Below are 21,097 nucleotides of genomic sequence, written 5' to 3'. Positions count from 1 at the left end.
CTCATTCGAATATATGTTCGAAAATTGAAGTATGCCTCCTCGCCTGTCTTCCGCATCGCCGGCTTCGCTGCGCGATGACTTGCAGGCGCAGATCCACCTCATGCAGGGCAAGCGCGGAAGCGAACGCTCACTGCCAGTGCTCCCCTCGCTCAGCAGGCTCCTCCCGGGCGGGTTGCGCCCGGGTGCGGCCTACTCCATACAGGGATCCATGTCGCTTGCCATGGCCTTGTTGGCCGGGCCGTCACGCAATGGCTCATGGTGCGGGGTAGCCGGACTGCCGGACTTCGGGGTCGAGGCGGCGGCGGGTTTCGGCATTGCGCTCGACCGGCTGGTACTGGTGCCTGATCCCGGGACCCATTGGGCGCAGGTGATCGCCGCCATGGCGGACGTGCTCTCGGTGGTGCTTGCGCATGCCCCGGAAAGAGTCGCACCCGCCGAGGCTGCACGCTTGGGAGCCAGGCTCCGCGAGCGGAGTGCCGTCCTTCTTGTCCTGGGACCATGGCCGCAGAGTGAAGCCGTCCTGCAAGTGAATGGATATGAGTGGGCAGGGCTCGGGCAGGGCCATGGACATCTCTCCAAGCAGGAGCTCGAGCTCGAGGTCGCCCTGCGGGGTAGTTCCCGCAGGGCCTCCGTGGATCTGACGGACAGCGGTCCGGTGGATCTGTCCCGCCATCGGATGGGAGCCTGATGCTGTTTCAGCTCGAAACCCCGGTGCGCGCCTTGGTGACATGGTTCCCGGATTGGCCCCTTGTCGCCGCCCGTTTGGCAGATGCCCTGCCGCCTGATGTACCCGTGGCAGTCATAGGCAAAGGTGTCATAGCTGCTTGCTCCGCGGAAGCCCGGGCAGAAGGAGTGGCCCGGGGCTTGCGGCTCAGGGAAGCGCAGACCCGCTGCCCTGAGCTGGTGGTGTGTGCCGTTGATCCAGCGCGGGATGCGAGGGAATTCGAGCCTGTGGTCTCCTCCCTTGAGGAACGGACTCCTGGAGTGGAAGTGCTTCGCCCCGGCCTTTGCGCTATCCGGGCCAAGGGTGCTGCCCGGTATTACGGCGGAGAAGAAGCGGCCGCGGGTGCCGTGCTTGAATCGGCGGACCGCCTCGGCGTGGAGGCAAGGGTGGGGATCGCCGATTCCGTGTTTGCCGCCGAGCAAGCAGCCCGGAGCACCAGCGAACTCTCTGCCGTTCTTGTGCTCCCGCCGGGTTCTTCCCGGGATTTCCTGGCCCCCTTCCCGGTGGAGGTGCTTGGCCAGCCGAAACTGGCTTCCTTGCTCAAACGCCTGGGCGTCTTCACTTTGGGGAATTTCGCCAATCTTCCCGTCGCAGATGTCCGGGCCCGTTTCGGGGCTGCCGGAATCACTGCGCACGCCCTGGCAAGCGGCCAGGATCCCCGCAAGGTGGTCCCCCGGACGCCCCCGCGGAAACTGGATCAACGGGCGGACTTCGAACCCGGCCTGGACCGGGTAGACCAACTCGCCTTCCAGCTCCGCGCCACGGCAGACGCCTTCGTGGCCGGGGTGCAGACGGAAGGCCTGGTCTGCACGGAGCTGAGGATCCTCATCACTGACGAAGCAGGGAGCCGCTCCGAGCGGACGTGGGGCCACCCCCGCCACTTCACGGCCAGCGACGTCGTGGACAGGGTGCGTTGGCAGCTTCAGTCGCAGCCCCCTGCCCAGGCCAGCGATAAAACAGCCCACGGCGGAACGCACGACGCCGGCATGGCCCGCGGCGGGCTGTCGTCACCGGTCGCGCGGGTCGAGTTCGTCCCCGTCCGGGTGGATTCCATCGCCCATCATGGGCGGGCGCTCTTCGGAGACGGAGCCGAGGAACAGATTCATCATGGACTCAGCCGGATCCAAAGCATGCTGGGACATGAAGCCGTCGTAGTGCCCGCGATTTCCGGAGGCCGGCTGCTGGCCGAACGGCGCCGCCTGGTTCCTTGGGGAGACGCCTTGCCCGCGGGAGCGGCCGCCCTGGCCACCAGACCGTGGCCCGGCAGGATTCCAGACCCGCAGCCCGCCACGGTGTTCGCTTCCCTCATCCCTGTCCTGCTTCTTGATGCGAACAAGGAAAAAGTCCGTACAGACCACCGTGGCGGATTGCTTGCCCCGCCCATGTGGTTCTGTCCCGGAGGAGACCCTGCACGACGCCGGCTCGTAGCTCAGTGGGCCGGCCCCTGGCCGCTGCGGCAGAGATGGTGGGACGCCGACCACCGCCTCGAAGCGGACCGGTTCCAGCTTGTGGACGGAAACGGAGAGGCCTGGCTCCTTCTCCTGGACGAGCAGAACTGGTGGGCAGAGGCCCGCTACGACTGAACACCAGACACTGAAACCTTAGGCAGGAAGGCAAAGATGGCTTGGAACAACCCATCGATCCCGTGGTCGGAGTTCGAACGCACGCTCTCAGACCGGCGCGTGCCGGAGATCGGCAAGGCCACAGGAGACGGCGGCGACAGCCCCGCCTGGTCGAGGAAACGCGGGCCTTACCGTCCGGTCCCCCTCGATCCCGCAAGGGTTGTGTCCAAGGCGGGTGCCGGCGTCGTGCCCTATGCCGAACTGCACGCGCATTCCCACTACAGCTTCCTGGACGGCGCCTCGTCACCCGAGAAACTGGTTGAGGAGGCAGTCCGGCTTGGCCTCCATGCCCTCGCACTGACCGACCACGACGGCTTCTACGGGATCGTGCGAATGGCGGAGGCCGCCGAAGCCTACGAGCTGAAAACCGTGTTCGGCGCAGAGCTGTCGCTCGGGCTCAGCAAACCCCAACAAGGCGAAGCCGACCCCGAAGGCGACCATTTGCTCGTCCTAGCACGCCAGGAAGAGGGCTACCACCGCTTGGCAGGGGCGATGACCGCCGCGCATCTGGCCGCGGATGCCGAGAAAGGCCACCCCATCTATGACCTCGATGCGCTGGCGCATTCCCTGAAGGACCACTGCGTGGTGCTCACCGGATGCCGCAAAGGCTCTGTCCGGAGGGCCCTTATGCGCGACGGCGAGCAAGCAGCCGCCTTTGAGGTGGACGCGCTGATCGAGAGATTCGGGCGGGAAAACGTGGTGGTGGAGCTCTTTGATCACGGGAATCCCCTCGACAGCAGCCACAACGACGCCCTCGTCCGGATTGCCGAGCACGCAGGCCTGCCTTTCATCGCCAGCAACGCCGTGCACTATGCGTCCCCGGAGGGATTTCCGCTGGCAACTGCCATGGCGGCTGTCCGGGCACGCCGCAGCCTGGAGGAGCTGGACGGTTGGCTGCCCGCAAGCAGCGGCGCCCATGTGCGGAGCGGTTCCGAGATGGCAGCACGGTTCGCCCGCTATCCCGGCGCGGTCGAACGGACCGTCGAAATCGCTGACGAGCTTGCGTTCCAGTTAAGGGCAGCCCGCCCGAAGCTCCCCAAGCTTGATGTCCCTGCCGGGCACAGCCTCATCACCTGGCTGCGGCAACTTGTCGAAGAAGGCATCAAGGACAAATATCCGGACGCCGACGAACGGGTCCATCGCCGGATCGAACAGGAACTCGCAGTCATCGAGGCGAAGAACTTCCCCGGCTATTTCCTGATTGTGCACGACATCGTGCAGTTTGCGCGTTCCCGCGGCATCCTCTGCCAAGGCCGGGGTTCCGCGGCCAACTCGGCCGTCTGCTACGCGCTGGGGATCACCGCCGTCGACAGTATCTTCTACAACCTTCCGTTTGAGCGTTTCCTCTCCAGCCTCCGCGAGGAAGAACCGGATATCGACGTCGATTTCGACTCGGACCGGCGGGAAGAAGTCATCCAGTACGTCTACCGCAAATACGGACGATTCAACGCGGCCCAAGTAGCGAATGTCATCAGTTACAGGCCGAAGAACGCCGTCAGGGACATCGCCAAGGCGCTCGGCTACAGCCAGGGCCAGCAGGACGCCTGGTCCAAGCGGCTCGATCACTGGGGAGATCTCAGCGACGGCAAAACCAACAACATCCCGGCTCCGGTCCTGGACCTTGCTGATCAAATTTTGGGCTTCCCCCGGCACCTGGGCATCCACTCGGGCGGCATGGTCCTCACCGAACGGCCTGTTGGCGAGGTGGTACCCATCGAGCGTGCCCGGATGGAAAACCGCACGGTCCTGCAGTGGGACAAGGACGATTGCGAATGGATGGGCCTGGTCAAGTTCGACCTCCTCGGCTTGGGCATGCTCGCCGCCCTGCAGTACTCCTTTGATTTGATCGACAAGCATTTCGGGGAGCGTTGGACCATCGAAACCATCCCGCGGGAAGAACCGGCCGTCTACGACATGCTCTGCCGGGCCGACTCGATCGGGGTCTTCCAAGTGGAATCACGGGCCCAGATCAGCACGCTGCCGCGGCTGAAACCGAGGAAATTCTACGATCTGGTGGTCGAAATCGCGCTGATCCGCCCGGGTCCCGTCCAAGGAGGCGCCGTTCACCCGTACATCCGGCGCCGCGCAGGCACGGAAAAAGTCACGTATCTCCATCCATTGCTGGAGCCAGTGCTCAAGCGGACCTTGGGTGTGCCCTTGTTCCAGGAGCAACTGATGCAGATGGCAGTTGCCGTGGGCGGCTGCACTGCCGAGGACGCGGACCTGCTCCGCCGCGCGATGGGCTCCAAACGCGGCCGGGAGAAGATCGAGTCGCTCGAGGCCAAGCTCTATGCGGGAATGGCGGCCAACGGGATCAGCAAGGAGGACGCCGACGCCATCTACGGCAAGATCCAGGCCTTTGCGAACTTCGGCTTCGCGGAATCGCACTCCTTGAGCTTTGCTGTGTTGGTCTACGCAAGCTCGTGGCTGAAGCTCCATTATCCCGGCGCATTCCTCGCGTCCCTGCTCCGGGCGCAACCCATGGGCTTCTACTCTCCGCAAACCCTCGTCGCGGATGCCCGCAGGCACGGGGTCCAGGTGTTGCGCCCGGATGTACTGCATTCCCTGGCCGAGGCGACCCTCGAAGTGCTCGACGAGGCTGGAAGGACTGAAACGGGACAGGTGGGCGGCATGGATTCCTGCCTGGAGTTCCATCAGCCGGAGATCGGCCTCTTCCAGCAGGATCGACCACCCGAAGACCACCTGCACCGGCGGGATGGCTCACGCGCGGTGCGGTTGGGGCTCGACGGCGTCACGTCCATCGGCGCCGAGGTGGCGAAGCGCATCGTCACCGAGCGCGAGGAACATGGCGCCTACCGGGACATGGCCGATCTGTCCCGCCGCGCAAGCCTCAGCGCGGACCAGCTGGAGGCACTCGCATCCGCCGGCGCACTCGATTCGCTGGGGATGAACCGCCGCGAAGCACTGTGGCAGGCCGGCGATGCCGCGCTCGAGCGGGAAGGACAGTTGCCAGGGACCCATGTCGCCGTCCAGCCGCCGCTGCTGCCTGAGCTTTCCCCCCTGGAAAATGTTGCCTACGACATGTGGGCCACAGGCATCAGTACCGATGACCACCCGATGCGCCATGCGCGCGGAAACCTGGATTCCAGGGGGGTGCTGCGGGTGGACCGGCTCTCCCAGGTCGAGTCCGGCACCCGTGTTGAAGTGGCCGGCGTCGTGACCCACCGCCAACGCCCCCAGACCGCGCAAGGGATCACCTTCGTCAATCTGGAGGACGAGAGCGGGATCCTCAACGTCATCTGCAGCGTTGGCCTCTGGAAGAGGCATCGCCGCGTCGCCCGCGAATCATCCGCGTTGATCGTCCGCGGGTTCCTCGAACGATCGCCGGAAGGAGTCACCAACCTCGTGGCGGACAAGCTGGAATCCCTGGTCCTGGCGGCGAAGTCCAACTCCCGGGATTTCAGGTAGCCAGGAACCAGTCCCGGGCCGGGTTGCTCACTGCCGGGGCATCCCGGAACTGATCGGGCTGCGCCACCCAGCCCACGCCGTTCGCGATGACCCTCTGGATCTGCGGCTGGTGGTAAACGGGGTACTCCTGGTCACCGGGGCTGAAGTAGAAGATCCGCCCCTTGCCGCGGGAGAACGTCACGCCGGAGCGGAACACCTCCCCGCCTTCGAACGAGCTGATGAAGATCAGGTCGTCCGGCTCCGGGATGTCGAAGAGTTCGCCGTACATCTCCTGTTCGAGGATCAGGATGGGGCTCTCGACGCCGGCCGCGATCGGATGCGATGGCTTGACCGTCCACACCAGTTCGCGTTCGCCGTCGTTTCGCCATTTGAGCGAACACGTGGTGCCCAGCAACCGGGTGAAGATCTTCGCAAAATGCCCTGAGTGCAGCACCACGAGTCCCATCCCGCCGAGGACGTGACGCTGGACCCGTTCCACGACCTCGTCGCTCACGTCGTGGTGCGCGATGTGCCCCCACCAGAGCAGGACGTCGGTGGCCGCAAGAGTTTCCTCATCCAAGCCGTGTTCGGGATCGGCGAGGGTCGCCGTCGTGATGTCGGCATCCGGGTAGAAGCCCCGCAAGCCGGCCGCGATGGCACCGTGGATGCCGTCCGGGTACATGTCCGCCATGGTGTCCGGTTGGTTGCGGGCCTCGTGGACGGCTTCGTTCCAGACGACGATCTTCAGCTTCTTGTCGGTCATCAGAGCACCACTTCGCGTTGTTCGACGGCGGACTTGTAACAGGCATCAAGGATGAGGGCCCGGCTCAGGGCAAGCGAGCCGTCGTGCAGTCCCCAGACCGTCTCCCCACCGCGGACAGCGGCGATGAAGTCGTCGACGACGGCCTGGTGGGCAAGGCCTGGGATCGCTTCGGGCTCGTAATCGGCGTTTTCGCCGTCCTTCTCCGCGAAGATTCTCAGGCTGCCGACCGGCTGAAGCGGGGCCCCGACGGCGCGCAGTTCGGCACCGCCGTCGGTCCCGTAGACCGTGAAGTCAAGCAGGTCGTCCACCTCGCGGTAGCTGGCCCAACCCGCCTCGAGGATCAAGGTGCCGCCGCCTGCGAGCCGGATGAAGGCAGTGGCGAAGTCCTCCACGTCGAACTTGTGGCTCGCGGGACCTGCTGTGTAGCGGGCACTGCCGCCACGGCCCAGCGGCCCCAGTTCCGAGTGCGTCTGCGCCGAAACGGACAGGACCTTGGGTTCGCCCAATAAGTAGAGCGAGTAGTCCAGCACGTGGACTCCAATGTCAGCCAGCGGACCGCCGCCGGCCAGCTCCGGATTGGTGAACCAGCTGCCCAGGGTAGGAATGCCGGCGCGGCGCAGCCAGGAACCCTTGGCGTAGTACGGACGTCCGAGTCCGCCTTCGTCGATGATGCTCTTGAGTTTTTGGATGTCGCCGCGGCGGCGGTGGTTGAACGCAACATCCAGGACGCGGCCGGCCTTCCGGGCCGCCTCGACCATGGCGCGTCCTTCTTCACCGTTGCGTGCCAGTGGTTTTTCGCTCAGCACGTGCAGTCCGCGCTCCAGTGCGGCTATGGAAATCGGAGCGTGCAGGAAGGTCGGAACGGCGACACTGATGGCATCCAGACCTTCCAGCCCGATCAGGTCTTCCCAGCGCGCGAAAGCATGCGGAATGTCGTATTCCTGTTTCATCTGGGCGAGGAGATCCTCTTCCATCCCGGCGACAGCGACGATATCCACACCGTCGATGGCGCTGTAGGCCTTTAGGTGCTGTTGACCGGCCCATCCGATGCCCACAACGCCCACCCTGAGGCGTGCTGCCGTTGCTTCCTGCTGAATGCCCACGGAATTCCTGTCTTTCAGTGATCTCGGGTTGGAGCCAATAAATACGCTTTCATGGGCCCCAGAGGGCGTCAATCGCTTAAGCGCTTCGACTTTTTCGACGTTTCCGGATCCGGGCACGCCACGAACGGCCACCAAGCCGCATGCCCCTAGACTGGGGGCCGGAAAAGGAGTCGCCATGGCCAGGAAACCAACAATCTACGACGTCGCCGAGCGCGCCGCCGTCTCGATTGCGACGGTATCGCTCTCCTTTACCCAGCCGCACCGGGTGCGCGAATCCACCAGGAAACTGGTGATGGACGCCGCACGCGAACTCGGATACCTGCCCAGTGCCAGCGCCAGGGGGCTGGCCCGGGGGAAGACAGGAGCAATCGGCCTTTTCTCCTACGACTACTTCAACCGTGCAGGCGCCGGAGCGGCCCGCGTCCACGGCGAGGCGGACGCGCTCCTGCCCCGGGATCTGTTCTCCGACGACGCCAATGACGAGTTTCGCCTCTTCCCGCTCTATCACGACGAGGTGCAGCGCGGCGTTGAAATGGAATGCCGCAGGCGTGGCTTCGTGCTCATGGTGGGCGAGGGTGGTGGCGCCAGATCCGAGGCGGACATCAACGACATTGCCGGCCGCGTGGACGGGCTGGCGGTGTTCCCCAACACGTTTCCGGTCGAGGTCCTGCGGCGGATCGCCGAACGGATTCCCGTAGTGGAGCTGGCCGAACCGCCGGAAGAGACAGGGCTGAACAGGGTCTCCGTGGAGAATACCGAAGGCATGCGGGTCCTCACGAACCATTTGATCCACCACCACGGACACCGGGCCATCACCTTTGCCGGCCCGTCCGGCTCGCCGGACCGTGAGCAGCGCTTCGCCGGGTACGTCCAAGCCATGGCAGGGGCGGGGTTGGACACCCAAACGCTGCCCGCGCCGGGGCGGGACGCGCGCGGTACGTTGAACTCCGGGGTCAATCTCGCCGAAGACGCGGACGCGACCATCCAGCGTTTGCTCTCAGGGGCCGCACTTCCTGACGCGCTCGTCTGTTCCGTCGATGCCGAGGCGCTCCTGTTTCTGGATGCCCTGGAACGGGCCGGAGTGGACGTGCCGGGACGGATTGCCGTGACGGGTTTCGATGGCTTGGCGGCCGGCCGCGTCAACCGCCCCACGCTCACCACCGTCAGGCAGCCCATGATCGCCCTTGGACGCGCCGCTGCCAGCATCCTCATCCACCAGATCGCCAATCCCGGATCCGCGCCCGTGGCCCAAGAGCTGCCCGTGGAGCTTGTGGTGCGGGAAAGCTGCGGTTGCTGCTGACTCCCGCTGGGCGGGCACCGCTTTAACGAAACGCGCCCCCGCTGCCCGAACGGCAGCGGGGGCGCGCACTTTCAGGCGTTCGCGATGAGCCCCAGTTCGGCCTTTGACGCCAGGGAGGGGTGCTTCGGGAAGACCCGGACGGTGTAGCCGAAGGATCCGGAGCGGTTGATCAGGATGGACCCGGTGAACAGGTGGCGACCGTTGCCGAGGTCCTCCGTTTCGGTCAGCTCGACCAGGGCAACTTCCTCCAGCTCGTCTCCGTCTTGGGCCCGCCCATACGCCACTTCAACCGACACGTCCTCGGGCGTGAGTTCGTGGAGGGCGATGTAGGCGTTGACCTGGAGGGTGTCCCCGATCTGGGGTTCTTCGGAGACGCCCACGGAGTCCACGTGTTCCACGATGAGCTGCGGCCAGGCGTCGCGGACCTTGCTGGTCCAGGCCGCGAGTTCCTTTGCTTCCTTGAACGACGCCGTTCCCGCTTGCCTGCCAGCGACAGCCGCCGGACGGTAGAGGGTGTTGACGTAGTCCTGGAGCATGCGGTCGGCCGAGACGGCCGGGCCGAGGTGGGCCAGGGTGTGCTTGATCATGGACACCCAGTGCGTCGGAACGGCTTCCGGGCCGGTCTGCGAAGGCCCGGCCGCGCCGGCGTGTTCGGAGACGGTGGAGCCGTAGAAGCGCGGGGCCACCTGGGTTTCCAGGAGCTCGTAGAGCGCGGCGGCTTCGATGTCATCGCGTTCGGTCGGGGACGCGTCGTTGTTCGCGGTCGGGATCGCCCAGCCGTTCTCGCCGTCGTACATCTCATCCCACCAGCCATCCAGGACCGAGAGGTTCAGGGAGCCGTTGATGGCTGCCTTCATCCCGGAGGTCCCGCAGGCTTCCAGGGGCCTGAGCGGGTTGTTCAGCCACACGTCGCAGCCCGGGAACAGGGTCCGCGCCATCGCGATGTCGTAGTTGGGCAGGAACACGATCCGGTGCCTGACGGCGGGGTCGTCGGTGAACTTCACCAGGTCCTGGATCATCTTCTTGCCGGCGTCATCGGCCGGGTGGGACTTGCCGGCGATGACCAGCTGGATCGGGTGCTTCGGGTGCAGCAGGAGCGCTTTGAGGCGTGCCGGGTCCCGGAGCATGAGGGTCAGGCGCTTGTAGGTGGGCACGCGCCGGGCGAAACCGATCGTGAGCACGTCCGGGTCCAGCACGGTGTCCGTCCAGCCCAACTCGGCATCAGCCGCGCCACGCTTCTTCCACGAAGATCGCAAGCGCTTGCGTACGTCGTCAACCAAGGCGGAACGTAGCTCCCCTCGCAGGGCCCACAGCTCGGCATCATCGACGTCATAGATCTTGTCCCAACCGGTGGCATCCACGTCGGTGCTGCCGAAGTACTTTGCGGCGAGCCGGCTCATCTTCGGATCGATCCAGGTGGGTACGTGGACGCCGTTGGTGACGGAGGTGATGGGGATTTCGGAGTGGTCGAAGCCTGGCCAGAGCCCGGAGAACATCTCGCGGGAGACCACTCCGTGGAGTTTGGCCACGCCGTTGGCCCGCTGCGCCAGGCGCAGGCCCATCACGGCCATGTTGAAGACCGCGGGGTTGCCGCCGTCGTAGTTCTCCCGGCCCAGGTCCAGGACCTTCTCCACCGGGACGTCCGGGGCCAGGCCCGCGTCGAAGAAGTGGCGGATCTGCACGGCCTCGAAACGGTCGATGCCCGCCGGCACCGGGGTGTGCGTGGTGAACACCGTGGACGCCCGCCCGGCGGCGAGGGCCTCGGACCAGCTCAGCGGAGCCTCGGAAGACATGAGCTCCTGGATCCGTTCGATGCCCAGGAACCCGGCGTGGCCTTCGTTGGTGTGGAACACTTCCGGGGCCGGGGTGCCGGTAAGGCGCTGGTAGACGCGCAGCGCCTTCACCCCGCCCATGCCCAGCAGCAACTCCTGCTGCAGGCGGTGGTCCCCCCCGCCGCCGTAGAGGCGGTCCGTGATCCCGCGCGCGGCGTCGTCGTTGGCCGGAACGTTCGAATCGAGCAGCAACAGCGGCACCCGCCCGACGTCGGCCCGCCAGATGTGCGCGCGCAGCGTCCGGTCGCCCGGCAATGGAAGTGTGACCAGGGCCGGCGAACCGTCTTCCTCGCGCAGCAGTGTCAGGGGCAGGCCGTCCGGGTCGAGGACCGGGTAGGTTTCCTGCTGCCACGCGTCGCGGGACAGGGACTGCTTGAAATAGCCCGCCTGGTACAGCAGCCCGACGCCGATCAACGGCACGCCGAGGTCCGAGGCAGCCTTCAAATGGTCCCCGGCCAGGATCCCCAGGCCACCGGAATACTGCGGAAGCACCTCGGTGATGCCGAATTCGGGCGAGAAATACGCGATGCACGCCGGGGCATCCGCACCCAGGCTCTGGTACCAGCGCGGCTCGCTCAGATACCGGTCCAGATCCGCGGCCGCATGCTGCACACGCTCGACGACGGCGCCGTCCGCTGCGAGCTCCTGCAATTCCTCGCGGCTGACAAGGCCCAGGAAGGTCATGGGGTCGTGCTCGCTTCGTTCCCAGGCCTCGGCGTTCAGTGCGGAGAAAAGTTCACGCGGCGGCAAATGCCAGGACCAACGCAGGTTTTTCGCTAACCGCGCCAAGGGGGCGATTGCGTCCGGCAGAACCGTTCGGACTGTGAACCGTCGGATCGCTTTCACTTCCGGCCACCTTCGAACGCGGACAGGGCCGCTTTGGTCAACGTTTCCATGGGGGTGTACCTCCAAGAGGTTGTTGTGATGATGGGGGGATGGTGGCTTGGGAATGGGACCACTGGGGCGCGCGGCGAGGAGGCTTCCGGGAAGCCATCGGGGAAGGGCAAGCGCTTACATGCTTTGCGCGGGCACCATTGGCCTCGCAGGCGCACGGGTCCTGGAGCTCAGAAGCGGGTGGCGGTCTCCAAGTTCCGTCCACGCACTATTCCGGGGCCCTCGCCGTCGGGGAATAAGGGGACGCGGTTGCTTGTGGACCCGCGGCGAAAGCCGGGGATTTCCCGTTCCGTTTTGCGTGACGTCGACCGCATCGTCAACTCCGGGCGTCGGCACCGAATGATTCCAAGCACGACTTACTTCCTTAGTCTTCCGGGAACGCTGATCGGTGACCATCCGCCTTGTTTGTATCAGGAGGAATCTCATCGCCGTTCGTCGACGCGCCTTGTCGACGCGGGTCGATGGCTCGACAGTAGTTGGCAGCGCAATGGTGTGTCAAATGTCACAATCACGTGTGTTGGAACCGCGTCATGAAGGCCGCGAATTGGCGGATTGCACCCGAACCGCGAGGCTGTTCTACGGCTGTCTGGCGCGTACCGCGGCGGTGCTTCCGCGCAACGTCAGCACCGGTTCAGCGAGCCACTGCAAGGCGTCCGCGGAGTCGCTCCTGAGGCTCCGGGTAAGGAATTGTGCCGCCTCACGCCCCATGACGCCGGGTTCGGCGGACGCCGTCGTGAGTGCGGGCATGAAGCGCTCGGCGGAGCCGGCGCTGGTGTTGATCGCGACAACGGAGAGGGACTCGGGGACTCGCCAACCGTGGGCCGCAGCGGCACCCAGAAGGCCTGCGGTGGCCGCTTCGTTGATCATCACGAGTCCCGTTGTCTCCGGAGATTCTTCCAGGATCTGCGCGAACACCTCGCGACCGCCGGCAAGCGAACTCGTGGTTGGGAACAGCCGGGCAGTGATCCCGTGCCTCGACGCGGAAGCTGCCACGGCGTCCCAGGACCGGACCATCGGGCCGTATCCGGTGTCCAGGGATTCACGCGAATGCGTCACAAGGCCGATTTCCGTGTGCCCCAGGCTGACGAGGTGCGACACTGCCGACTCACCCATGGCTTCAAAATCCGCGTCAACGAAGGTCAGGCCAGCGGCGTCCGCCGGCCGTCCGATCGTGACGAATGGAACCCCCGTTTCCAGGAGTAGTGGAATCCGTTCGTCGAATGACCTGACTTCCATCAGAAGGATTCCATCGACCAGCCCTTGGGCCACGATCCGTTGCATTTCGACGAGGTCGTCGGGATCCATCGGCCACAGAAGAAGATGGTATCCATCAGCCCGCGCTTGCTCGGCAGCACCTTGGACGTACTCGAACTCCGTGGTGTTCATGCCCTGCTCCCCGACCGGGAAAATCAAGGAGACAATGCCGGTCCGCTTGCCGGCCAACCCTTGGGCGAGCAGGTTCGGCGTATAGCCAAGCTCGGACATGGCTTGCAGGATGCGCTCCCGCGTTTCGGGCGCAATCGGCCTGACCCCGCTGAGCGCATAGGACACAGTGCTCCTGGAGACACCTGCTGCCCGCGCCACATCGGCCATGGTTACCAAGGAGTATCCCCCTGCATTGTCGGTGACTTGTCGGCGGTGGGCTCGCGATTGACCGCAATCCGCCGGACGGTAATGCCTCATAGTAAACCGTAATCGGTTGGCAAAGTGGTGGAGGCGTACCCGGAAAATGTACCTACGTTCCAGGCAGGGCCTCAAGAGCGGGCGTCCTACGAGCCTAATCGAAACAAAATGGCGAACACGAGCAGGCGCTCCCCCGCCGCTTTCCCCAACTCGAGGCTGTACGCGCGCGGGCCATGGCGGAGGACTACCAGGTGCTTTTGTCGTCAAGGAATTCGTTGAACATGGTCGCACTGAGCCAAGGGCTGGTATCACGAACGACCGTCAATCTGGAAAAGGGAACCCGCCATCTCGAAACCTATCTGGACCTACTGGCGGACCCGGAAGCCCTCTACCGGGCCGCCAGCGACCAGGAGCGCCGCCAGCTCAACCAAGCAGTCTTCGTCAAAGTCCTCGTTGAAGACGAAGAAATAACAGGGACGCTACTGGCCGAACCCGTTGCGACGCTGGCTGCCGCTCACGCAGGCCACCAGTCGCTCATCGCCGGGGCTAGCCGGCCCGAGGCCCTCGAACGCGCGCAAGCGCACCACGCGGCCCACAGTGACACACAAAAGGGAACCACCAGATCTGGTGGTTCCCTTTTGGTAACCGTCGAGCACTTACTCGACGGCATCCACGATGTCGATGGTTCGAATAAGGTCAATATGGTGGAGCTGAGGGGACTCGAACCCCTGACCCCCTGCATGCCATGCAGGTGCGCTACCAGCTGCGCCACAGCCCCATATTTTCGCTGCTTCACTATCCGAGAACTGGCCGGAAAACCCCGTCCAGTTTTCGGATTCCTCCGAAGCAACTCAAATATCTTAGAACAGCATTTCCGAAAATTCCAAATCGGGCATATTCAGTTGGTTTGCGCCTAAAAGCCTAGGATTCCTCGACGGCGGGAGCCTTCGCGGAGGCATCGTCGCCGAGCTCCAGGTCCACTACCGGGCAGTCTTTCCACAGGCGTTCCAGGGCGTAGAAGACCCGGTCTTCGGAGTGCTGGACGTGCACCACGATGTCGGCGTAATCCAACAGGACCCAGCGGCCCTCGGAACGACCTTCGCGGCGCACCGGGCGGAGATCCTGCTTGAGCAGCTCTTCCTCGATGCCGTCGACGATGGCGTTGACCTGGCGTTCGGTCGGAGCCGATGCGATCAGGAAGACGTCAGTGAGGGCCAGACGTTCGCTGACATCCAGGGCGATGATGTCCTCGGCCAGCTTGTCCGCTGCCGCGCGGGCGGCGTGGCGGGCCAAGAGGACGGATTGTTCATGTGCAGTCACGGGACTCCTTGTATGCGGCTTCGAGAATGAACGAAACCTGTTTGGTGGCAAAAGCCGTTGTGGTCAGCGGGAAAGTCCGCTGGTGATCATGATGATGCCCGCAATCAGGGCGATGGCTCCGATGCCAACGAGTCCCAGGACCAGAAGCCGGGTACGCTGGGCGCGCCCAAGTCCCGCCGTCGCGGCGTCGAGCGGTTCAAGTCCGTAAGCCGAACTTGCCGAAACGGGCGGATGTTCGGCCGCTTCCGCGAATGCCTGGCCGTCCGATCCGGAGTCCGACGCCGGGCGTCGGCCTGCCGCTTTCGCGGCGGCCTCGGCGCGCGCCAAGACTCCTGCCCGGCCGCGCAGGCTGCGGGGCTTGCCCGACGCCGACTGCCCGGGCTTCAGTTTCGGCGCAGGCGAGGTCACCAGGGGAACAAAGGTGGTGCCGGGAGGCTTCATGACGGGACGATCGAGTCCCGGAACCTTCACGAACTCAAGGGGCGTCACCATGGCCAGGTTGCTCGCCGCGGAAGGTTCAGCACGGGCCTGGGCAGGACGGCTGTTCTGCTCGGCAAGCTTCTGCTTGGCGATTGCCCTCTTGTTGAGGATCGCCTCGCGTTCGGCCTGGGCGATCTGCTCAGCCAAAACAACCGGATCCGCCGGCTCAGCGTCGGTTCCGGATGCCTCGGATTCAGCGGCCGGGACCCTCTGCACTGCGGATTCCATTGCCGCGATCTGCTCGAGCTTGTTGGTCTGATTGTTCGCTTGGGCGGCGAGGAGCTCACGGGCCATCAAGGCCTGCTCCACGGTCATTTCCGGGGCGCCGGGAGGCGGGCCTGCCGTGACGCGGACACCGCCGCCAGGCGATGCGCCTTTGCGATCCGGTTCGGGCTGCTGTTTGCCTGGAGCCTGGGCCGGGATGCTGGATGTCCTCGGCCCGGACCCTGGTGCCGGTACAACGGGGATCGCTGAGGTTCCCGGGGCAACTTCTTCCTGCAGCTGCTGCAAGCGCAACTGACGGCGCGTGGGCGGACCGCCGCGGGAAAGCTGCTGTTCCTTATCCGCGAGTTCCTTGATGGCACGGAGGGCTGCGCGGTCGCGTGCGCGCGCCTGGGAAGAACGTTCCGAAGCGGGTTTGGCGTCGAGCGGAGCATCGGCCACCCGGCGCACCCGATTGACCGAAGCGCCACCGGACGCATGGTTGGCGTCGTCGGTGGTGCCGGCTTCGGCTACCGCGGGACGTGCGCCGGTTTCCACGCGTGCGTCCCGGGCTCGCCGAAGCTCGCGCCGGCTAGGGATGGGGGGTTGTTCCTGGCTCATTCAAAACTCACTCGGTACGGGCTTGGTGTTCTGGTCCGGTCATAGCATGCAGGGGCTCCCCCATGCCGGGTGCGCCCGAGTACAGCTTGTATTTGGCGATGTACTGCACTACGCCGTCAGGTACGAGGTACCACACCGGGTTGCCTGCGCCCACGCGGGCGCGGCAATCCGTCGAGGAAATCGCCATGGCGGGCACTTCCAAGAGACTGACGTCCTCCCTGCCCATGCCATCAAGAACATGGCCCGGCCTGGTGACGCCGACAAAATGCGCCAAGGACCAGAGCTCGTCGACGTCTTTCCAGGACAGGATCTGCGCCAGGGCATCCGCGCCAGTAATGAAGAACAGGTCTGCGTCCGGCCGCTGCTTCCGGAGATCACGCAGGGTGTCGATGGTGAACGTGGGACCGGGTCGGTCCACATCCACCCGGCTCACCGTGAAATTGGGGTTTGAGGCCGTGGCAATGACCGTCATCAAGTACCGGTGCTCGGCCTCGCTGACCTGCTTGTGCGATTTCTGCCAGGGCTCTCCGGTGGGCACGAAGACCACCTCGTCCAAGCGGAACTTGGCAGCAACCTCACTGGCAGCAACCAAGTGGCCGTGGTGGATGGGATCGAAGGTCCCACCCATCACGCCCAAGCGATGCCGGCGCCCCGTTTCCTCGAAGGGTTTTGCGGCGGAAATGTTAGTGACCCAGCCCTGGGTGCTTGGCCGGGTGCTGGCGGTGCGGATCCGAGTGCTCGTCGACGGCGTCGTGACGGTTGCCGAGGTTCGTGTAGGAGACCGCCACGAACATCAGGATCAGGAGGATGGAGAAAATGGTGATGCCGAAGACGAAAGGAGGAGCCCACAACGGCGCCGGGGCCTCACTCTCGCCCCCTTGAGCGAGAATGGAAATGGCGATCTGCTGAAACTGCATTTTCTCCCCTAGCGGTTCAAAGGATTTCGACGGCGGATCCTCCCACCGTCCAGGACTTCTGTTCTATGTTACAGCGTCGCTAGCCCCGGACCTGGCCTTCACCCTGCACGATCCACTTCGTGGTGGTCAACTCCGTGAGGCCCATGGGACCGCGGGCGTGCAGCTTCTGGGTGGAGATTCCCACCTCGGCACCCAGGCCAAGCTCGCCTCCATCGGTGAAACGCGTGGAAGCGTTCACGATGACCGCCGCAGAGTCGATGTCCGCAATGAACTTTTCGGCGTTCGCCAGGTTGTTCGTCAGGATGGCTTCCGTGTGGCCCGTGGACCATTTGCGGATGTGCGCGACTGCCTCATCCAGGTTGTCCACCATGGCGACGGCGAGGTCAAGGTCCATGTATTCCGTGGCCCAATCGACGTCGTCTGCGGGGACTGTTTCCACGGAACCGGACAGCGCCGCTTGAATCCGGGGGTCGGCATGAAGGGTGACTCCAGCAGACCGCAAAGCTGTGGCGACGGCCGTCAGCACCGTGGATTTCGAGTGCACCAGGAGCGTCTCCACGGTATTGCACACGCTGGGGCGCTGGGTCTTGGCATTGAGCAGGATATCGACGGCCATCTCTTCGCTGGCGGATTCGTCGATAAAAATGTGCACATTGCCTTCGCCGGTCTCAATGACAGGCACGGAAGAGTTGTTCACCACGGTCTGAATCAGGTCCCGCCCACCACGGGGAATCAGCACGTCCACCCGGCCACGGGCACGCATCAGGACATTGGCGCCCTCGCGGCCGAATTGGTCCACGCTCTGGACGGCGTCGGCCGGCAAGCCCACGGATTCCAGCGCGTCACGGAGGATGGTCACAAGGGCTGCGTTGGTGTGGGCGGCAGCCGATCCACCGCGCAGGATCACGGCATTGCCGCTCTTCAAGGCAAGTCCGGCGATGTCGACAGTGACATTGGGGCGGGCCTCGTAGATCGCTGCGACCACGCCCATCGGCACGTTGACCTGGCGCAAGCGCAGTCCGTTGGGGAGGGTCTGGCCCCGGACGACGTTGCCCACGGGATCCGGCAGGCCGGCAAGGTTCTCAAGCGCCGCCACAAGTCCGTCGATGCGCGCAGGAGTCAGCGTCAAACGGTCCAGCATGGCAGCGGAGGTTCCGTTGTTGCGGCCGGACTCGACATCCTTGGCGTTGGCGGCGAGGATTGACGCTTGCTGTTCCCGGAGGGCTGCGCCGATGGCATGCAACGCACGGTCCTTCCAGGCACGGTTCGCCTGGGCCATGCGCCGCGCGGCCTGACGCGAACGGTCCGCAATGGAATGCACGGCCGCTTCCACCTGCTCGGGCGTGAGCGGCGCGGTTCCCAGCTCCGGGGTTTCCGGCACCTGGCCGGCATTGCCGGAAGCCAGGGTGTCAGTCATCACAGGAGAATCAGGGGTAAGGGCCTCAGTCATTCTCCAAGTTTAGTGGAGCGGGGCTGCTGAACCAGTACGAGGTCGTCAACATGAACAACTACGCGGTCATATCCGCGGCCAAGGTCCTTGGCGAGCTCCTTGGTCGAGCGGCCAAGCATGCGGGGAAGCTCTTCAGCGGAATAGTTCACCAGGCCCCGGGCAATCACTGCGCCTTCGGCGGAAACCATCTCGACGGGATCACCGGGCTCGAAGTCTCCCTGCACCGACGATATTCCGGCGGGCAGCAACGAGGTGTGACGGTCGCGCACGGCCCGGACGGCGCCGTCGTCGAGCAGCAAACGGCCGCGGACCGAAGCGAGGTGGGCCAGCCACAGCAGGCGCACCGGCTTGCGGTTTCCGTTGATGGCGAACCACGTGCCCACGTCCGCGCCAGCCAGTGCCGCTGCGGCATTGGCCGTGGACGTGACGAGGGCGTGAATGCCGGAACCTGCGGCGATCGACGCAGCCTCCACCTTGGTGGTCATGCCGCCGGTTCCGACGCCGGCTTTGCCGGCCTTGCCGATGGTCACGCCGTCGAGGTCGGCGGGACCGGTGACGAGCGGAATCCGCTTGGCGCCCAACGACGGCGGACCGTCATACAAGGCGTCGACGTCGGAAAGCAGGACCAGCGCGTCAGCCCGCACAAGGTGCGCCACCAAAGCGGCCAGGCGATCGTTGTCACCGAAGCGGATTTCGTGCGTAGCCACGGTGTCGTTTTCGTTCACGACGGGCACGACGCCGAGGTTCAGCAGACGGTCCAGCGCCCGGTAGGCGTTGCTGTGCTGCGTGCGGCGCATCAGGTCATCCGCCGTCAACAGGACCTGGCTTACCGTGACCCCGTGTGCCGCAAACGCCTGCGAATAGCGCGCCATCAAAAGCCCTTGGCCCACACTGGCCGCAGCCTGCTGCGTGGCGAGGTCCTTGGGACGCTTGGCGAGGCCGAGCGGCGCGAGGCCCGCCGCGATGGCACCGGAAGAGACCAGGATGATCTCCGTCCCGGAATTGCGCTTCTCAGCGAGGGCGTGGACGAGGGCCGTCAGCGCTTTCTCCGAGATGCCGCCCTTGATGCTGGTCAGCGAGGACGAACCCACTTTGACGACGATCCGCTTGGCGCCGGCCAGGGCCTGGCGTTCTGTCGTGTCGTCGCCCGTAGCGGCTTCAGCGATGCGGGCCGTGCTAGTCGTCATTTTCGGCTTCCAGGCCGCTTTCCTTCAGGGGCTTGGGCAGACGACGTCCGCTGACGGACTCGGTCCAGATGCCCGCCTTCCGCTCGGCTTCGAGCTCGGCCCGTGCGGCAGCCTTGGCCTCGCGGCGTTCGATCTGCTCGTCCCGCTTCTGCGAACGGGTGGGACGGTCGCCGATGTCGGCAACACGGATGTCGGTGCCTCGAGGCGTCGCCAGGAGTTCGGCACCTGCCATCATGGTGGGCTCCCAGTCGAAGACGACGCCGTCCTCTTCGCCGATCACCACGGTGTCGCCCGGGACGGCACCCATCTTGAACAACTCGTTTTCGATGCCGAGCTTGGCCAGGCGATCGGCCAGGTAGCCGATGGCTTCCTCGTTGGTGAAGTCGGTCTGCTTGACCCAGCGGACAGGCTTCTCCCCCAATACCCGGAAGAGCGGCTCGAGGTTCTTTTCCTCGCGGCGGATCGTGAAGCCGGACTCATTGACTGCACGCGGGCGGAGAACGGGCGCTGCGACCTTGGGAGGCGCAATGGCAACGGCCTTGCGGGCGGCCATGACGATCTCACCCATGGCGAAGCTCAATTGGCGCAAGCCTTCATGGCTCGTAGCGGAGACTTCGAAGACGCGGTAGCCCCGCTGTTCCAGTTCGGGACGGACGAACTCGGCCATGTCCCGACCGTCAGGCAGGTCCACTTTGTTGAGGACCACAAGCTTGGGGCGCTCGTTCAAAGGGACAACTTCGCCGTCAACGCCGGCGTAGCTCATGTCCACGGCGTACTTGTCCAGCTCTTGCTCGATGATCGCGAGATCGGAGAGCGGGTCCCTGTCCGCTTCCAAGGTTCCGCAGTCCAGCACGTGTACCAACGCCGCGCAACGCTCTACGTGGCGCAGGAAGTTGTGGCCGAGGCCCTTGCCCTCGCTCGCGCCTTCGATCAATCCGGGAACGTCGGCGATGGTGAACCGGACGTCACCGGCCTGGACCACGCCAAGGTTGGGGATCAGGGTCGTGAACGGATAGTCGGCGATCTTGGGCCGAGCCGCCGACATCGCCGCAACGAGGCTCGACTTGCCTGCGGAGGGGAAGCCAACCAGTGCGATGTCCGCAATGGACTTCAGTTCCAGGACGATGTCGCTGGACTCGCCTTCGATACCGAGGAGGGCGAAACCGGGTGCCCTGCGCTTCTGGGAAGACAACGACGAGTTACCGAGGCCGCCCATGCCGCCTGCGGCGGCGACGAACTCGGTGCCTTCACCGACGAGGTCGGCGAGGACGACGCCGTCCTTGGTCTTGACCACGGTGCCGTCCGGGACCGGAAGCACAAGGGTTTCACCGTTCTTGCCACCGCGCCAGTCGCCCATGCCGGGACCGCCGTTGGTCGCGTGGCGGTGCGGAGCGTGGTGGTAATCAAGCAAAGTGGTGGTCTGGGCATCGACGCGCAGGATGACGTCGCCGCCATTGCCGCCGTTGCCGCCGTCGGGTCCGCCGAGCGGCTTGAACTTCTCGCGCTTAACAGAGACACAGCCGTGGCCGCCTGTTCCGCCGGATACGTGAAGTACTACCCGGTCTACGAAGGTCGCCACGTGTTTCTCCTCTTTGTGGAAATTACTGCTTGAATGCGCGTTGCGGGCTCATGCGCCGCCGCCCGCCCTAGTA

General features: G+C 65.0%; 15 protein-coding genes and 1 tRNA gene. 4 read left to right on the top strand and 12 right to left on the bottom strand.

The window, feature by feature from the left end:
• The first annotated feature begins 31 nt into the window (after nt 1–31).
• The 3 genes from imuA' to QRN45_RS05565 are packed head-to-tail and all read left to right on the top strand — an operon-like array spanning nt 32 to nt 5,775.
• Entirely contained in the window at nt 32–688 is a 657-nt protein-coding gene (gene imuA', locus QRN45_RS05575) for a DnaE2-dependent mutagenesis accessory factor ImuA' (protein ID WP_241710514.1), read from the top strand.
• Nucleotides 688–2,307: a DNA polymerase Y family protein gene (locus tag QRN45_RS05570; protein ID WP_284762607.1), complete on the top strand. Its 1,620-nt coding sequence runs from the start codon at nt 688–690 to the stop codon at nt 2,305–2,307. Before imuA' ends, QRN45_RS05570 begins: the two co-directional genes overlap by 1 nt.
• Nucleotides 2,308–2,343: 36 nt before the next feature.
• Nucleotides 2,344–5,775: an error-prone DNA polymerase gene (locus QRN45_RS05565; RefSeq protein ID WP_284762606.1), complete on the top strand. Its 3,432-nt coding sequence runs from the start codon at nt 2,344–2,346 to the stop codon at nt 5,773–5,775.
• On the opposite strand, the gene QRN45_RS05560 is transcribed toward QRN45_RS05565, so the two are convergent.
• Both QRN45_RS05560 and QRN45_RS05555 read right to left on the bottom strand, forming a co-directional pair.
• Complete coding sequence (locus tag QRN45_RS05560; protein ID WP_284762605.1) at nt 5,768–6,517, bottom strand: ThuA domain-containing protein; 750 nt, start codon at nt 6,515–6,517, stop codon at nt 5,768–5,770. The two genes, QRN45_RS05565 and QRN45_RS05560, sit on opposite strands and share 8 nt — an antisense overlap.
• The gene (locus QRN45_RS05555; RefSeq protein WP_284762604.1) at nt 6,517–7,620 is read right to left on the bottom strand and encodes a Gfo/Idh/MocA family protein; all 1,104 of its coding nucleotides are present in this window, start codon (nt 7,618–7,620) and stop codon (nt 6,517–6,519) included. Before QRN45_RS05555 ends, QRN45_RS05560 begins: the two co-directional genes overlap by 1 nt.
• A 175-nt stretch (nt 7,621–7,795) precedes the next feature.
• Between QRN45_RS05555 and QRN45_RS05550 the strand changes: the two genes are divergently transcribed.
• Nucleotides 7,796–8,920: a LacI family DNA-binding transcriptional regulator gene (locus tag QRN45_RS05550; RefSeq protein WP_284762603.1), complete on the top strand. Its 1,125-nt coding sequence runs from the start codon at nt 7,796–7,798 to the stop codon at nt 8,918–8,920.
• 71 nt (nt 8,921–8,991) lie between these two features.
• On the opposite strand, the gene glgP is transcribed toward QRN45_RS05550, so the two are convergent.
• From glgP to obgE, 10 genes are all read right to left on the bottom strand, one after another.
• A complete protein-coding gene (glgP, locus tag QRN45_RS05545) occupies nt 8,992–11,598 on the bottom strand; it encodes an alpha-glucan family phosphorylase (RefSeq protein WP_284762602.1) in 2,607 nt (868 codons plus the stop codon).
• A 624-nt stretch (nt 11,599–12,222) separates the two neighbouring features.
• On the bottom strand, nt 12,223–13,230 hold the full coding sequence (locus tag QRN45_RS05540) for a LacI family DNA-binding transcriptional regulator (protein WP_284762601.1): 1,008 nt from the start codon (nt 13,228–13,230) through the stop codon (nt 12,223–12,225).
• 741 nt (nt 13,231–13,971) lie between these two features.
• A tRNA-Ala gene (locus tag QRN45_RS05535) sits at nt 13,972–14,047 on the bottom strand.
• A 143-nt stretch (nt 14,048–14,190) separates the two neighbouring features.
• Nucleotides 14,191–14,589: a ribosome silencing factor gene (gene rsfS / locus QRN45_RS05530; RefSeq protein ID WP_059389355.1), complete on the bottom strand. Its 399-nt coding sequence runs from the start codon at nt 14,587–14,589 to the stop codon at nt 14,191–14,193.
• Between the two features lie 63 nt (nt 14,590–14,652).
• Nucleotides 14,653–15,891 carry a hypothetical protein gene (locus tag QRN45_RS05525; protein ID WP_284762600.1) on the bottom strand — a complete coding sequence of 413 codons (1,239 nt, stop codon included), beginning with the start codon at nt 15,889–15,891 and terminating at the stop codon, nt 14,653–14,655.
• Between the two features lie 7 nt (nt 15,892–15,898).
• Complete coding sequence (nadD, locus tag QRN45_RS05520; RefSeq protein WP_284762599.1) at nt 15,899–16,528, bottom strand: nicotinate-nucleotide adenylyltransferase; 630 nt, start codon at nt 16,526–16,528, stop codon at nt 15,899–15,901.
• 46 nt (nt 16,529–16,574) lie between these two features.
• A complete protein-coding gene (locus tag QRN45_RS05515) occupies nt 16,575–16,808 on the bottom strand; it encodes a hypothetical protein (RefSeq protein ID WP_078108687.1) in 234 nt (77 codons plus the stop codon).
• Nucleotides 16,809–16,887: 79 nt separating this feature from the next.
• Nucleotides 16,888–18,258 carry a glutamate-5-semialdehyde dehydrogenase gene (locus QRN45_RS05510; RefSeq protein WP_284762598.1) on the bottom strand — a complete coding sequence of 457 codons (1,371 nt, stop codon included), beginning with the start codon at nt 18,256–18,258 and terminating at the stop codon, nt 16,888–16,890.
• Complete coding sequence (gene proB, locus QRN45_RS05505) at nt 18,255–19,445, bottom strand: glutamate 5-kinase (protein WP_284762597.1); 1,191 nt, start codon at nt 19,443–19,445, stop codon at nt 18,255–18,257. The genes QRN45_RS05510 and proB overlap by 4 nt, the downstream gene beginning before the upstream one ends.
• Nucleotides 19,435–21,024, bottom strand: a complete 1,590-nt coding sequence (gene obgE, locus QRN45_RS05500; protein ID WP_241709875.1) for a GTPase ObgE — start codon at nt 21,022–21,024, stop codon at nt 19,435–19,437. Before obgE ends, proB begins: the two co-directional genes overlap by 11 nt.
• Nucleotides 21,025–21,097 lie beyond the last annotated feature (73 nt).

The organism is Arthrobacter sp. efr-133-R2A-63, from assembly GCF_030209795.1.
GTDB classification, from domain to species: domain Bacteria; phylum Actinomycetota; class Actinomycetes; order Actinomycetales; family Micrococcaceae; genus Arthrobacter; species Arthrobacter bambusae_A.
The sequence above is the reverse complement of the archived record's forward strand: the minus strand, read 5'-3'. Positions and strand labels throughout refer to the sequence as shown.

What these genes read in the sequence shown, in the direction of transcription:
- QRN45_RS05525 (WP_284762600.1), bottom strand. Translation starts at nt 15,891, where the DNA reads ATGAGCCAGGAACAACCCCCCATCCCTAGCCGGCGCGAGCTTCGGCGA.
- proB (WP_284762597.1), bottom strand. Translation starts at nt 19,445, where the DNA reads ATGACGACTAGCACGGCCCGCATCGCTGAAGCCGCTACGGGCGACGAC.
- QRN45_RS05550 (WP_284762603.1), top strand. Translation starts at nt 7,796, where the DNA reads ATGGCCAGGAAACCAACAATCTACGACGTCGCCGAGCGCGCCGCCGTC.
- imuA' (WP_241710514.1), top strand. Translation starts at nt 32, where the DNA reads ATGCCTCCTCGCCTGTCTTCCGCATCGCCGGCTTCGCTGCGCGATGAC.
- QRN45_RS05570 (WP_284762607.1), top strand. Translation starts at nt 688, where the DNA reads ATGCTGTTTCAGCTCGAAACCCCGGTGCGCGCCTTGGTGACATGGTTC.
- QRN45_RS05510 (WP_284762598.1), bottom strand. Translation starts at nt 18,258, where the DNA reads ATGACTGAGGCCCTTACCCCTGATTCTCCTGTGATGACTGACACCCTG.
- QRN45_RS05560 (WP_284762605.1), bottom strand. Translation starts at nt 6,517, where the DNA reads ATGACCGACAAGAAGCTGAAGATCGTCGTCTGGAACGAAGCCGTCCAC.
- QRN45_RS05515 (WP_078108687.1), bottom strand. Translation starts at nt 16,808, where the DNA reads ATGCAGTTTCAGCAGATCGCCATTTCCATTCTCGCTCAAGGGGGCGAG.
- QRN45_RS05565 (WP_284762606.1), top strand. Translation starts at nt 2,344, where the DNA reads ATGGCTTGGAACAACCCATCGATCCCGTGGTCGGAGTTCGAACGCACG.